Origin of the sequence: Methylocystis bryophila (genome assembly GCF_027925445.1) — a bacterium.
Taxonomy (GTDB): domain Bacteria; phylum Pseudomonadota; class Alphaproteobacteria; order Rhizobiales; family Beijerinckiaceae; genus Methylocystis; species Methylocystis bryophila.
This window is the reverse complement of sequence record NZ_AP027149.1, coordinates 3026757-3040446: the sequence shown is the minus strand read 5'-3', so window position 1 is coordinate 3040446 and position 13690 is coordinate 3026757. Positions and strand designations below refer to the sequence as shown.

General features: G+C 58.5%; 11 protein-coding genes and 1 pseudogene. 7 read left to right on the top strand and 5 right to left on the bottom strand.

What is annotated here, in order from left to right; translation table 11 throughout:
• Window positions 1-4: 4 nt before the first annotated feature.
• The 3 genes from QMG80_RS14160 to QMG80_RS14150 are packed head-to-tail and all read right to left on the bottom strand — an operon-like array spanning window position 5 to window position 4724.
• Entirely contained in the window at window positions 5-529 is a 525-nt protein-coding gene (locus QMG80_RS14160) for a DUF3341 domain-containing protein (RefSeq protein ID WP_085773398.1), read from the bottom strand.
• A complete protein-coding gene (gene nrfD, locus QMG80_RS14155) occupies window positions 526-1899 on the bottom strand; it encodes an NrfD/PsrC family molybdoenzyme membrane anchor subunit (protein WP_085773397.1) in 1374 nt (457 codons plus the stop codon). Before nrfD ends, QMG80_RS14160 begins: the two co-directional genes overlap by 4 nt.
• The gene (locus QMG80_RS14150) at window positions 1896-4724 is read right to left on the bottom strand and encodes a 4Fe-4S dicluster domain-containing protein (RefSeq protein WP_085773396.1); all 2829 of its coding nucleotides are present in this window, start codon (window positions 4722-4724) and stop codon (window positions 1896-1898) included. The genes nrfD and QMG80_RS14150 overlap by 4 nt, the downstream gene beginning before the upstream one ends.
• A gap of 376 nt (window positions 4725-5100) precedes the next feature.
• On the opposite strand from QMG80_RS14150, the gene coxB reads away from it, so the two are divergent.
• Genes coxB through QMG80_RS14130 form a run of 4 tightly spaced genes read left to right on the top strand, consistent with a single transcriptional unit; the run spans window position 5101 to window position 8697 of the window.
• Window positions 5101-6039, top strand: coding sequence for a cytochrome c oxidase subunit II (coxB, locus tag QMG80_RS14145; RefSeq protein ID WP_085773395.1), 939 nt, complete (start codon window positions 5101-5103; stop codon window positions 6037-6039).
• Window positions 6036-7718 (top strand): cytochrome c oxidase subunit I, encoded by a 1683-nt coding sequence (gene ctaD, locus QMG80_RS14140; RefSeq protein WP_085773394.1) that lies wholly within the window; start codon window positions 6036-6038, stop codon window positions 7716-7718. The genes coxB and ctaD overlap by 4 nt, the downstream gene beginning before the upstream one ends.
• Window positions 7715-8347 carry a cytochrome c oxidase subunit 3 gene (locus tag QMG80_RS14135; RefSeq protein WP_085773393.1) on the top strand — a complete coding sequence of 211 codons (633 nt, stop codon included), beginning with the start codon at window positions 7715-7717 and terminating at the stop codon, window positions 8345-8347. The genes ctaD and QMG80_RS14135 overlap by 4 nt, the downstream gene beginning before the upstream one ends.
• Window positions 8344-8697 carry a cytochrome C oxidase subunit IV family protein gene (locus QMG80_RS14130; protein WP_085773392.1) on the top strand — a complete coding sequence of 118 codons (354 nt, stop codon included), beginning with the start codon at window positions 8344-8346 and terminating at the stop codon, window positions 8695-8697. The genes QMG80_RS14135 and QMG80_RS14130 overlap by 4 nt, the downstream gene beginning before the upstream one ends.
• Window positions 8698-8741: 44 nt before the next feature.
• Here the strand turns inward: QMG80_RS14130 and QMG80_RS14125 are convergent, their stop codons facing one another.
• On the bottom strand, window positions 8742-9017 hold the full coding sequence (locus QMG80_RS14125; protein ID WP_158658909.1) for a hypothetical protein: 276 nt from the start codon (window positions 9015-9017) through the stop codon (window positions 8742-8744).
• Window positions 9018-9312: 295 nt separating this feature from the next.
• Between QMG80_RS14125 and QMG80_RS14120 the strand changes: the two genes are divergently transcribed.
• The 3 genes and pseudogenes from QMG80_RS14120 to QMG80_RS21745 form a co-directional block, all read left to right on the top strand.
• Window positions 9313-10416, top strand: a complete 1104-nt coding sequence (locus QMG80_RS14120; RefSeq protein WP_245300009.1) for an NAD(P)/FAD-dependent oxidoreductase — start codon at window positions 9313-9315, stop codon at window positions 10414-10416.
• 183 nt (window positions 10417-10599) lie between these two features.
• Complete coding sequence (locus tag QMG80_RS14115) at window positions 10600-12177, top strand: SGNH/GDSL hydrolase family protein (RefSeq protein WP_085773389.1); 1578 nt, start codon at window positions 10600-10602, stop codon at window positions 12175-12177.
• Window positions 12178-12229: 52 nt separating this feature from the next.
• A pseudogene (locus QMG80_RS21745) lies at window positions 12230-12415 on the top strand (hypothetical protein); the annotation flags it as partial.
• Here the strand turns inward: QMG80_RS21745 and QMG80_RS14110 are convergent.
• Complete coding sequence (locus QMG80_RS14110) at window positions 12396-13670, bottom strand: acyltransferase family protein (RefSeq protein ID WP_085773388.1); 1275 nt, start codon at window positions 13668-13670, stop codon at window positions 12396-12398. The pseudogene QMG80_RS21745 and the gene QMG80_RS14110 overlap by 20 nt on opposite strands.
• Window positions 13671-13690: the final 20 nt, after the last annotated feature.

Sequence of the window (13690 nt, the reverse complement as noted above, 5' to 3'; positions counted from 1 at the left end):
CCGATCACGTCTCCATGCCCCGAATCTTCTCGGCGCCCGTTTGAGCCAAGAATTGCCCCGATAGCGACGCGTCCTCTTGGTCGACAGGCTCTTTCACGGCGAGCAGGAAGCGGTCCTGCGTCGCGCGCTCGAAACCGTCGAGTTCGAAAAGCGAATGATGAAGCCGAGGCAGCCCGGCCTGCGTCAGCAGGCTGACGAAGCCCGTGAGCGCAGCCCCGAAAATGCCGATCGCGAAGGGAAACAGCATGAATGCAGGCCAGGAGTTCAGCGGGCGGCCTCCGCTGTTGATCGGGTAGTCGAAAACGGCGCTCCAGACTTCGAGTCCATAGGCGGTCGCCGCGAAAGCCATTCCCCCGAGAAACATATGGACTCGCAGCGGCGCCGAGGCCGAGTCGAGCAGCTCCGCCACACCCTCGACCGGAAAGGGCGAATAGGCGTCCAGGAGCTCGTACCGCTTCTCCCGCAAGCTGCGTGCCGCCGCGAGCAGGGCGTCGGGTTGCGCGAACTCCAGGATGAACACGCGGCTCATGGCTCCGTCTCCGAAATCAACAGCCGGCGCGTCTCATGCATCGACACGACGGGCGCCACGCGACAAAGGAGCAAAAAGAGGAGGGAAAACAGGCCAAGCGAGCCGAACATCAGCGAATAATCCCAGATCGTGGGGTGAAAGACGCGCCACATGCTGACGGCGTATCCGTGCGAGAGCGTGTTCCAAACGATCGTGATGCGTTCGAGCCACATTCCGATGTTGATGAGGATGGCGACGGTCACGACGAGAGCGATGCTTCTGCGGATGGGTTTGAACCAGAATGCATGCGCGACAACGCAATTGCAGAGCAGCATCGCGTAATAAAGGATGCGGTAGTCGCCGAGGAATTCATAGAGAACGAGGCGGCGCTCGCTATGGTCGCCTCCATACCAGGCTGCGAACCACTCCGTGAGATAGGAGACCGTCATGATCATGGAGGCGGCGAGGAGAATTTTCGCCATGACGTCAAAGTGATTGATCGTGATGAGGGATTGCAGGCCAAAACCCCATCGCACCGCCGCGGCGAGGATCACCACCATGGCGAATCCCGAATACATGGCGCCGACGACGAAATAGGGCGGGAAGATCGTTTCCGACCATCCGGGCATCAGGCTCGCCGCGAAGTCGAGGCCGACGACGCTGTGAAGGGAGACAACGAGAGGAACGCCGAGGCAAGCCATCGTCGTGTGATAGATATGATACAAACGCCAATGACGGGCTGACCCCCTCCAGCCGAGGGCGAAGGCCCCAAACCGAGCTCTGAATTTCGGGTTTGTCGCTCGGTCGCGCAGGCAGGCGAGGTCTGGGATGAGCCCGACGTACCAAAACAAGATCGAGAACAGGATGTAGCTGAGGATCGCCCAGAAATCCCAGATCAAGGCGCTGCGCCACTGCGGCCAAATCGCCATTGTGTTCGGATAGGGCGCAAGCCAATAGAAGTACAGCGGCCGCCCGAGATGCAGGATCGGGAACAGGCCGGCGATGCCCGCCGCAAAGAGCGTCATCGCCTCGGCGAATCGGTTGATGGACGCCCGCCAATGCTGGCGCATCAGCAGCAGCATGGCGGAGATCAGCGTGCCGGCGTTGCCGATGCCAATCCACCAGACGTAGTTGGCGATGGCGAAGCCCCAGACGATCGTCGTGTTGACGCCCCACACGCCGACGCCGCGCTCCAGCAGCCATGACGCCGACAAGAGCATCATCGCCGTAAGCGCGAGGCTAATAGCGAATGCAATCCACCAGCCGCGCCAGCTCCATTCGTCGCATTCGAGCAGGGGCGCGCTGACGAGTTCCGTCATCGCCTCGTAAGAGCGCGCTTGCGGCAGCACCCAGCGCTCATTCGCCGTGGGAATGTTGGGCGGCGCCGTCATGGGCTTTCCGTCCTCAGGCTCGGATCGGGATTTCTCAGTCGCGCCAGATAGGTCGTGCGTGGCTTCGTCCCGAGATGACCGAGCAGAGCATAGTGGCGCGGCTGCTTGCGTAGGTCATGCAGGGGAGACGCAGGGTCGCTCAAATCGCCAAATGTGATCGCTCGCGTCGGACATGCCGCCTGACAGGCGGTGACAACGCCCCCCACGGCTATCCGGCTTTTGTCTTTCTCGGCCTGTCTGCGCGCTCCGCTGATGCGTTGCACGCAATAGGTGCACTTCTCCATGACCCCGCGGGCGCGCACCGACACGTCCGGATTGAAATGCGCTTTCACGGGATCGTCCCCGAGATTTGCGTATGTCTCAGAGTCCGCATAGCCGAAGAAATTGAAGCGGCGCACCTTGTAAGGGCAATTCGACTGACAGAAGCGGGTGCCGACGCATCGATTATAGACCTGAACGTTCAGTCCCTCACTGTCGTGAACCGAAGCCGCGACCGGACAGACCGGCTCGCAAGGCGCGTCCTCGCAATGCATGCAGGGCACAGGCTGGAACCCGATGGGGTTCGCCTCATCGTCCGGGAAATAAGTGTCGACCCGCAGCCAATGCATGATGCGACCCATCGCGACCTCGTCAGGGCCGACGACCGGAACGTTGTTTTCAGATTGGCACGCCACGAGACAGGCGTTGCAGCCGATGCACGCCGCGGTGTCGATGACCATCGCCCATTTGTAGGAGTCGTAGCGCCAGTCGGGCAGGAGCGTGGGCAGGCCGTCCGCATGGGGAACGTCGGCTTCGCCCTTGTCGAGCGCCGCAAAGGTCAGCGTCGGGAGAATATCCTTGTCTTCAGCTTCGAGCGCGAAGTGATGCTGGGTGGTCAGGAGATCTTTGCGCTTTCCCGTTTTCGAGACGTCGACGTCGGCCAAGAGCCAAGGAGAATCGAGGGACTGCAGGGCATAGGCGCTGAAGCCTACGCCATTACCGATGGCGCCCGCCCGCGAGCGCCCGTAACCGATCGTGGCGCCGAGCACGCCTTCGGCCTGTCCTTTCACGACTTGAACAGCAGCTTCGACGGTGACCCCATTGCGCGTCAGGGCCACGATTTGGCCGTCCTCCAGACCCTGCTTCCCGGCGTCTTGCGGGGAGACATGGAGCGCGTTACCCCATACTTCCTTCGTGAAGGGCTTGGGGCATTCCTGTAGCCAGGGATTATTGCAGAAGCTCCCGTCCCATATCGATGGGTCCGGCGCCAGCGCCAGCGCCAGCGCTTTCGGCGCGGGCGCTGGCTTTATGTTGGGCTGTTTCGCCTGGGGCGCGGAAACTGGAGCCTCGCGCGTGTTCGGGATGGCGCCGTCGTGGAGCCATTGCCGCCAGGATCCATCAAATTCAGTAGGCCGGGAGCGATTGCGCCAGGTTTCGCGCACGATCTCATAAGAGGAGGCCGACAGGCTGCCGCCGAGGTAAGCAAGAAGCTCATGCGCCGTGCGCGTGTCGTAAAGCGGTCGAATGAGCGGCTGAACGATGCTCGCGGTTCCCTCGAACGCCCTCAAGTCGGACCAGCTCTCGAGGGGGTGGGCGAGGGGAAGACGCCATTTGCAGAGCGCCGCTGTTTCATCCTCATAGAGCCCAAGATGGGTGCTAAAAGGCGCAGTGGCGATCAACTCGGCAAGGCGCAGCTCGCCGGGAGCGGCGTAGGCGGGATTGCTGTCGATGACGATGAGTGTCTCCACACGCTTCTGCGCGAGGTCGTCTGTGAGTTCTCTCAAGCATTGCGCATGGCTCGCCGTTATCGGATCGACCGGCGCGATGTAATCCACCGGCGCCTGAAGCTGCGCGTTCATCCAATGGCAAAGCGCGTGGATTTCCGGCGCCTGTTCCCGCCCTGCGAGAATGATCGCGCGACCGACATTCGCCCGGAGACCGGTTGTGACGGCGCGGGCGAAACGCTGCGCCTTTTCCGGCAGCTCCCCGCTTGCGATGCCGGAGCCGAAGCCTCTCGAGATTTCGATGGCGAGATTGTGAATCAAGGCGGGGGCGAGGGCCAAGCGCTCGTCCGCGTTCATTCCCGTCAATGACCAGCTCGATTCGACGGCGTAGACGCGCAGAACGCGATCCTGCGGCAAAGATGGCTGACGCGCCTTAGCGTATTCCGCCGCGAGCCGGATCTGATCGGGTCCTGCGCCGAGCGGATCGGCGCCGAGGCAGACGAGGGCCGAGGCCTCGGCCAGTCGCGGCAAGGGCGTCAGCGGGCGCCCGAACGCCTGAACCGCCCCAGCTAAAGCCGCGTCATCGTGGATGGGCTCGTAGCGAAGCCAGCGCGCCTCGGGAAACGCCTTCAGGAGGCTTTGCATCTGGCGTAGAAATGTCGGCGACGTGACCCGGCCGGTGAGGATGCGCAGCCCCGACCCGTTTCGGGCTTTCTCGCCCTGCATCTGCGCGAACAAGGCGGTCGAGAAAGCGTTCCAGGAAGAGAGGCGCTCGTTGTTGTTCACGGCCTTGGCGCGATCCGGCTGGTAAAGCGACATCACTTCGGCCTGGGCGAAGATGTCTGTCGCGCCTAAGCTCTCGGGATGGCGCGGATTGCCCTCTATTTTTGTGGGACGGCCTTCGTAAGCGGTGACGAGCGCGCCGCGCGCATATCCAGAAAGACTGAGGGCCGTCGCGAAATGGAGCGGAACGCCGGGGGTCAACCCATCCGGCAGCTCGACATAGGGCACGATCTCTTCTTCCGGAGGGCCGCAGCCGGCCGCCGAAAGAGCCATTCCTCCGGAGGCAAGCCATTTCAATAGGAGGCGTCGATCGGGATGGGCGTCTGGATTGTCGAGCATCCTACCCCCATGAAAAGACCGCAGTGCAAAACCTGCAGACGAGGAGGCGCTTGCTCGGCTCGCCGGGTAACGCCGCGTCGGGCGCTAAAGGATGTCGCCTCAGTAACTCGGCATCCATGAAAAGGTTCCGTTGAGCTTTGTTGTCAAAAATAGGGCGTAGATCCAGCTTCTCTGGCTAAATAAGTCGTTATATTTCAAATATCGTAGCGTAATCGAAGCCATAAAGTCGGTACACGTACTTAGCAACCTTTTGATGCGGCGATAGTTCCTGCAAGGCGTGTTGCGTTAGTCGTCTTGACGCGGGGCAGAGCCCGTCTGGTCTGCAAAGGTTGGCTCGACATGTTGAACAACGAGCGCCGATTATCCTTTGACGAATATGACTGAAGGATTTGCTCCAAAGGCATCGGAGTACGCGGGACAGTGGGACGGGTTTTTTTTCGCGCTCGTCATGATCTCCGCCATCGTCGTGGTCGGGATTTTTGCCGTCATCGTCGGCTTCTCCTTTCACTTCAGAAAGGGATCGGATGCGGTGCGCGATCCCCTTCCTGAGAGGTTTCGCGACGAGATCGAAATCGGCTGGACGACAGCGACCGCCTTCGCCTTCCTGTTTATTTTTTGGTTTGCCGCATCAACGCAGTTGCATCACATCGTGCCGCCTCGGAAGGCCTTCGAGATCCACGTGCTCGCCAAGCAGTGGATGTGGAAATCGCAACACCCGAACGGCGTCAGAGAAATCAACGAGCTCCACGTTCCGATTGGTCAGCCTGTCCAGCTGATCATGACGTCGGAAGACGTCATCCACAGCCTGTTTCTTCCCGCCTTGCGGCTAAAGCAGGACGTTCTGCCGGGGCGATACACCTATCTGTGGTTCACGGCCGACAAGCCGGGGGTCTATCATCTTATGTGCGCGGAATACTGCGGCACGGGACACTCGCGAATGGTCGGGCGCCTCGTGCTCATGACTCCGGAAGATTATTCGCGATGGAGCTCCTCGCAACCCGGGGCCGAGGATCTCGCCAAAGAAGGCGAGCTTCTGTTCAGCTCCTTGGGCTGTTCCGGCTGTCATGCGCAGACGTCCAGTGTGCATGCGCCGAATTTGCGCGGCGTCTACAGCCATCCGGTGCAGCTTTCCGATGGCCGCGTCGTCACGGCGGACGAAGCCTATCTGCGGGATTCGATCCTCTTGCCCGACAAGGATGTCGTCGCGGGTTACGAGCCGATCATGCCGAGCTTTCGAGGGATCGCCAGCGAAGCGCAGATCATCAAGCTCATCGCCTTCATCAAATCACTGTCCGGCGAGGAGCAATCCGAATGAGCGAGGTGATCTTCGAACGCGTCTGCGACGAGCAGGAAACTCGAGCCGTCAGCTATTTAGAGGCCGGCCACACGTTGAAGTCCTGGCTGACCACCACCGATCACAAGCGCATCGGCATTCTCTATGCGCTTGCCATAACAGTTTTCTTTTTCATCGGGGGCATTGCGATCGGCCTTGCGCGGCTGGAGCTCATGAATCCGAATGGGGCGCTCTTTAGCGACGAAGGCTACAACAGACTGTTCACGCTGCATGGCGTGGTGATGGTTTGGTTCTTTCTCGTCCCTTCCATTCCCGCGACGTTTGGAAATTTTCTGTTGCCTTTGATGATCGGCGCGCATGATGTGGCCTTCCCGCGTCTCAATCTCTTTTCCTGGTATATTTATGTGCTCGGGGCGGCGTTCACCTGCTACGCGCTTGTCGCTGGCGGCGTGGATACGGGCTGGACCTTTTACACGCCTTTCTCCTCCCTCTATTCCAATAGCAATGTGCTGGCTGCGGCCTTCGGCGTCTTCGTGGTCGGGTTTTCCTCCATCGCGACAGGCGTGAATTTCATCACGACGACGCATATGTTGCGCGCGCCGGGGATGACCTGGTTTCGTCTGCCGCTGATGGTCTGGGGGCTCTATGCGACGAGCATTGTGATGGTGCTCGCAACGCCGGTCCTGGCGATGTCATTGCTGCTCATCATCGCGGAGCGCATGTTCGGCCTTCCCGTGTTCAATCCGAACGAGGGGGGAGATCCGCTGCTGTTCCAGCATCTCTTTTGGTTTTACAGCCATCCGGCTGTCTATATCATGGTGCTTCCGGCGATGGGCGTCGTATCCGAAGTTTTTGCTTGCTTTGCGCGCCGACGTATCTTTGGGTATATATTCATGGTTTACGCTATTTTGGCCATCGCGATTGTCGGATTTTTCGTTTGGGGACACCATATGTTCGTGTCCGGGCAGTCTCAATACGCAAATATTGTGTTCTCTTTTCTGTCTTTTGTGGTGGCAGTTCCCTCCGCTATCAAGGTGTTCAACTGGACTGCGACGCTCTTTCGTGGCCAGATTTCATTTGAAGCGCCCATGCTCTATGCGCTCGGCTTTCTCGGCCTCTTCACGGTGGGCGGGCTGACGGGCCTGTTTCTCGCCTCCGTGCCCATCGATGTGCACGTCACAGACACCTATTTCATCGTCGCGCATTTTCACTACATCATGGTAGGCGGTAGCGTGTCCGCGTTCTTCGCTGGCCTGCACTTCTGGTGGCCTAAAATAACAGGTAAGATGTATTCTGAAGGTTGGGCCAGGTTTGCCGCCATTATCATGTTTATTGGCTTCAATACGACGTTCTTCCCGCAGTTTATCATGGGCTACGCCGGCATGCCCCGCCGATACCACGTATATCCACCGGAATTTGAGGTGTATCACGTCATTTCATCAGTCGGCGCGCTGATCTTGCTCGCGGCTTATATTCTGCCGCTGTTCTACCTGGGCTGGTCCATTTTTCATGGGGCGCGCGCAGGCGACAACCCTTGGATGGCGACCGGCCTCGAGTGGCAGACGACCTCGCCGCCGCCAAAGGAAAACTTCCTAGAAACCCCTGTCGTTGATGTCGGCCCCTATCATTACCACGCCGAAGGCGCATCGCCCGAAGCTGAGCGCGCCGGACGGCAGGAAACGCAAGCGAGGAAGCCATGAGCGGCGCGCCGAAGCCCTTGCATGAACCATGGCCGAGCGCGGCCCGCGAAAGAGAGGGCGTTGCTTTCGGCGTGTGGACCTTCCTGGCCAGCGAGATCCTGTTTTTCTCCGCTCTCTTCCTCGGCTACGCCGTTTATCGAAACATGTATCCGCAGGCGTTCCATGTCGCCTCAGGCGAGACCAATATCTTCTATGGAAGCGTCAACACGGCGCTCTTGCTCACGAGCAGCTTTGTGATGACGCTCGCGCTTCACGCCTCTGAGAGAGGGAAAAGGCATATCTTGATCCTATGCCTGTTGCTGACGGCCGCATTTGGTTTGGCGTTCCTGGCCGTAAAAGGCCTTGAATATAAGGATGATCTCGACAAGCATTTGATGCCGGGTCCAAGTTTTAGCTTGGAGCCGCCTGCGACGAGGCTCTTTTTCGCATTTTATTGGGTTATGACAGGGGTCCACGCCATTCATTTGGCTGTTGGCGTGGCGATCGTCATCTATGTTGGGGTTCTCGTCGCCAGAGATGTCGTTCCGCCCGAAAGCCCGGGCGTCGAGGCGACGTCCTTGTACTGGCATTTGGTCGACAGCATCTGGGTCGTGCTGTTCGCCCTGATCTATCTGCCGGGGCGATCATGAGCACACGCCCTGTCTCCAAACGCGGCATGACAGGGGTTTTCCTCGGCTATGCCGGCGTGTGGCTGTTGCTGATGCTGTTGCTCGGCGCGAATCTGGGGATCGCCTATCTGCGCCTCGGCCGTTTCGCGCCGGCTTTGCAACTGGGGATCGCAGCCTTTCAGGCGCTCCTGATCTGGCTGCTGTTCATGAATCTGCGTGGGTCCAGCCCGCCGGTTCGGCTCTGTGCCTCCACCGGTTTGTTATGGCTGATCTTTATGTTTTCGCTGACCTTTTCAGATTACCTCACGCGGGACTGGAATGGCGCGCTCACGCCCTTTTCCGAAGGAGCCGCAAATGTCGGGATGAGGTAAGGCTCAGGCGGTCCGCGAGCCCGCAGAAACGCCGGGGCCGCGCTTTAAGCCGAGGCGCCGTTCGACGCGATCATCACGCGCAGAGCGACCAGAAGCTCCGCGGCCGAGCGCATCTGATAGGCCTTCAAAGCGGCCCTGATAGCTGTGACCATGGCGCTGCGCATCGTCGCTTTGACCGCTCTAGAGCCCTGGACGTAGCTCGCCGCCAGGAAAGCGTGCTCGGGCCGCGGCGCCGCGCCGACGATCATCTCGCTCGATGCGAGACCGCAGATTTGGGCACAACAGGAGAGCGGCGCCAGCGCTTGCATAGTCGTAGCCATGAGGATTCCTCCGATCGCTTCCCGGCTGGCAGGCACGCCGCGTACCATGGGACGGGCCGGTCAGATGTGCTTGAGTTTACGACGAATGGTCTGATCCTGCACGAGCGGCGGCCGTTTCCTGCGGCAGTCTCTACCCTTTTGCATTGCAAATTGCGAATTATGAATATCGCCGACGCCTTCTGACGACGACCCGGCGTCTCTGGAACCCGCTTTTTTCTCCTTGCTCGCAAGATTGTCTGCTAACGCGGCGTCTCCTCGAGACGGGAAAGAAAACGTGAATACTGCGGAGTTTGACGTGATCATCGCCGGTGCCGGCGTCGTCGGCCTCGCCGCCGCGCGCGCGCTTGGCGGCGCGGGCTTGTCGGTCTTGGCGATCGAATCCGCTGCGGGGATCGGCACAGGGATCAGCTCGCGGAACTCCGAGGTCATCCACGCCGGCCTCTACTACCCGCCCGCGTCACTCAAGGCGGAATTATGCCGGCAGGGCGCGGAAATGCTCTATCGCTATTGCGAAGCGCGTGGGGTCGAGTGCAAGCGTCTCGGCAAGCTCGTCGTCGCTGCCGATCCCTCCCAGGAGGCAAAACTCGACGCCATCGCGCGCAATGCGCGAGGCAGCGGCGTTCGGGATCTCGTCGCTCTCGATGGGGCCGAGGCGCGCCAGCTGGAGCCGGATCTGCGGTGTCATTGCGCGATCCTTTCGCCCTCCACCGGCATCATCGATAGCCATGGGCTGATGCTGGCGCTGCAAGGCGACGCCGAGGCGCAGGGCGTCAGCTTCGCGTTCAACGCCAGGATCGAGGGCGGCGCGCTGGAAAAGGGGAGGGTCGTCCTTCACATTCGCGATCGCGCGAGCGGGGAAAGTCTTTCGCTGCGAGCGAAGACCTTCGTCAACGCAGCCGGGCTCGGCGCGACCGCGATCGCGCGGGCGATCGAGGGTTTTCCGAGCGACGCGGTTCCGCCGTTTCATCTCGCGCGCGGATGCTATTTCGCATTGCCGGGGAGAGCGCCTTTCCGCAGGCTGATTTACCCGATTCCGGTCGCCGGAGGCCTCGGCGTTCATCTCACGCTCGACCTTGCGGGGCAGGCCCGATTCGGGCCGGACGTGGAGTGGATCGAGCAAGAAAGCTACGAAGTCGATCCGCGGCGCGCCGACGCCTTTTATGCGGAGATCCGCCGTTACTGGCCGGATCTCGCTGAGGGCGCGCTCCTGCCCGCCTATGCTGGAATTCGCCCGAAGATTAGCGGCCCGGGCGAGCCGGCGGCGGATTTCCGCATCGACGGCCCGCAAGAGCATGGCGCCGCCAGCGTCATCAATCTCTTCGGGATCGAGAGCCCAGGATTGACGGCGTCGCTCGCGATTGGCGAGCTGGTTCGGGATCGGGTGCGCGGGATGCTGTGAGGCGCCAGGGCGCAGCTCGGCCCACGTTGCAGTCCAAACCCAAATATCGCGTGCGACGGAATTACTGTCTGTCTTCTGAGCGCGGAACGCCGCTTTCAATTTTTCGTCACGCGAGGCATAAGCTCGAGCGGGGCGGTCAGGGGCGGGGCAAGTGGTCCCAGCCGACAGACGAAGGGGCGAAATTTGGGGCTGAAACACGAAGCCGAGCCACGACTCGCGGTAAAGATCGCCGGCGTAATTACTTTGTTGATCTTACCTTTTGTGGTGCTCAGCCTGCTCGAAGTGTTTCTTGCGTTTCTGCATACGAAAACGGGCTCAGCCTATTTTGAAAATGAGAAAGAAGTCCTGCGAAGGAACGATATTATATTGGACGCCTTTATAAGTAATCCAGATTTATATAGGGAAGAATTGAAGTCGCCGAAAACCAAGATCGCAATATTTGGGGGAAGCAGCGCAACAGGCTTCGCTGCCCCATTCGGATTTGGAAAATTCGTAGAAGAGGCAGGGAAAGGCAGATTGATCGTTCATAATTACGCCGAAGCCGGAGCTCCTTTTGTGGGATTTCAGGCAGAATTGCTGAAGATGGTAATGGGTCATTATGATGTCATCATCATCTATGCGGGGCATAACGAGATCTGGGCTCAGACTTATGCCAAAAGTAAGGATGCGAACGATGTGATCCTGCTGCCATGGGGCAAGCGAGTGAATTCAAAGGGAGCATTTTTAAAACATGATTTGAAGATGATCGAGCTGCGGAATATATTGGAAAACGACCAGCCGCCCGCAGAGAAGCTAAAAAATTGGCTTCTCGATTATGCTTATCGCGCCTCATTGGACTCTCGCATCCTGCATTTGTTGAAACTCGCCATCTCCCCGGCGTCAAGAGCGGCGTCGTCGAGTGAACCCGGCGTAACGCCTCTGCATTATTATGCCAAGCAGGCGTTCATCGACGCGGAGGGCAAGCGTGAGATGTTGGCCAATTTCAGCGCTACGATAAAGGAGATCAGCTCCCGGTTGAAACCGACGCAGAAGTTGATCGTCTCCACACAGATCGCAAATGACTTGTTTCCTCCGCTGTTGGATAGCTTCGACGCGCAAGATGGCGTCCTGGACGAGGTTGAAAAAGAAGCGGCGTCTCTCTACGACGCATCCAAGAAACAAGAGCTCGATCTCGTTGCAAAGGACGTTTCGTCGCTTCCTGACGGCGCCCATCGCAATTACCTGGAAAGCGTTGTTTGCTTCGATGGAATCAAACCCCAGCCCGCGAGCGGGAGGCTCGACGCGAAATGTCTTGACCTCGCCCAGCTGGCAAGAGGCAAGGACGCTTTTCCCGCGAGGGTCCTGCCCGAAGTGAACGCGTTTATACGGTCATTGCGCGGCGCGCAGGGCAATTTGTTGGTGATCGACCCAGAGGCAGTTTTGAGATCTCAAAAAGATCAAACGAACTATCTTAGTCTCTTTGTTGACTTCCAGCATCCGTCAGCTTTGGCGCATATGCTTATTGCATCACAAATTCTTGATACTCTGTTCCCAGATCAAGGAGTCAAACTATCTCAATCAGACGAGTGTGATAAATACGCAGTGGTATGGGGAGGAAAACAAGTTTCAATAGAAGCTCCCTTGGAAAAGATTAAGGATTCGGCGCAAGCAAACTTACATTGGCTTGAGTTTTTTATCAGTGTCAAGCAGCAGACGGCGCCATTCTTGTATGAATATTATCAGACGAGGGCCAATGATAAGCTCAAAAAATGTCTGCCCTAAGGCGCGATGCGAAAAAGTAGAAACCGATTTTCGCGCGAGTCGGGCTCTAGATCTAGCGGCCCGGGGCGAGCCGGCGGCGGATTCCCGCATCGACGGCCCGCAAGAGCACGACGCCCCCGGCGTCATCAATCTCTTCGGGGTCGAGAGCCCCGGGTTGACGGCGTCGCTCGCGATTGGCGAGCTGGTGCGCGATCGGGTGCGGGGATGCTGTGAAGCGCTCACTCGCTTCGTTGAATAGCGCAATTCTCGGGATTCGCGTCAACGTCTTCGCCGCGCCGTTCTGGTCTAGTGAGAGGAAAATGTGGCGTGAAGGAACGATCCTTCAGCGCGAGGAACGGCTTCTCGATGAGCCGATAGGAAAGCGCGGCGAAAGCCACCGAGAGCGCAAGCCCAAATACATATGAGAAATAGCGCGCGGGCCCATGATCCAGGTTAACTCCCAGGGATCGCAGGAACGCAAGGCCTGTTACGATCGCGATCCAGTTATAGCAATATACCCCGTATGAAACCTTGCCAATGAACTTCAAGGGCTGGATATCTAGGTTCAGGATCGAGGCCTTATTATGAGAGACGTTGATAATCAGCCAAAGAAACATCATACTATAAATGAGTTCATCAGGATTAAAGAAATATTTTCCTATCTTCATGCTATAAATCCATTCATCTTTATCGAAGAAATCCACTCCAAACCACAAGCAGTAGGACAGCGTTGCCAAAACGATGAGCTGCGCTGGCCGTGAGAACAGGAAAGACCTCAGGACTATCGGGCGCCAGCGTACGGACGAGCAGAGAATTCCGCCCAAAGCGCCTACAGCCAGACAATCGAAACGCAATTGCAGGAGGAGCTTGTGTAGCCAGACAGCCGGCACATGCCAACGATAATAGCCAAATATATAGATCGTCACCAGCAAAATCGGAATCAGCCACCGCCGCATCATCACGACTACCCAGGGCCAGATCAAATAAAACCATTCCTCCACGCCAACGGACCATAATACGCCGGCATAGCCAGAGTGACCAATAATCGCTCCCGCTACCTGTGGCGCGAAAATCACGTAAAGAAATAGTTTCTGCCAAAAATGCTCGGAAGTTAGTTGAGGGAACTCACCGATGGCGTAGGCTCCGAATTGGGGGAGGACGAAAAATCCAAGTAGCACGACAAAATAGTATAGCGGCCATATACGCAAAATACGGCGTATATAAAAGTGTTTTACAGAAATGCTTCCGAAGAGATTGGACTCGCGTAAAAGGAGGAGGGTTATCAAAAAACCACTCAGCACGAAAAAAAGAGAGACGCCGAGACCTCCTAAGCGCTCCAGGGGGATGTTCGTGCTCCACGTGCTCGGGAGCCCCATGAACTCACGCGCTTGCTCTTCATGGTGGATAACAACCGCAAGCGCTGCCAGCGCACGTATGCCGTCCAGTCCCGGTAGCCAGAAAGCTTGACCCTCTCCTGCCGAAGTACGGTCGGTCGAGGTATGTGATCCACGCATTCGATCTCCTAATAGACTTC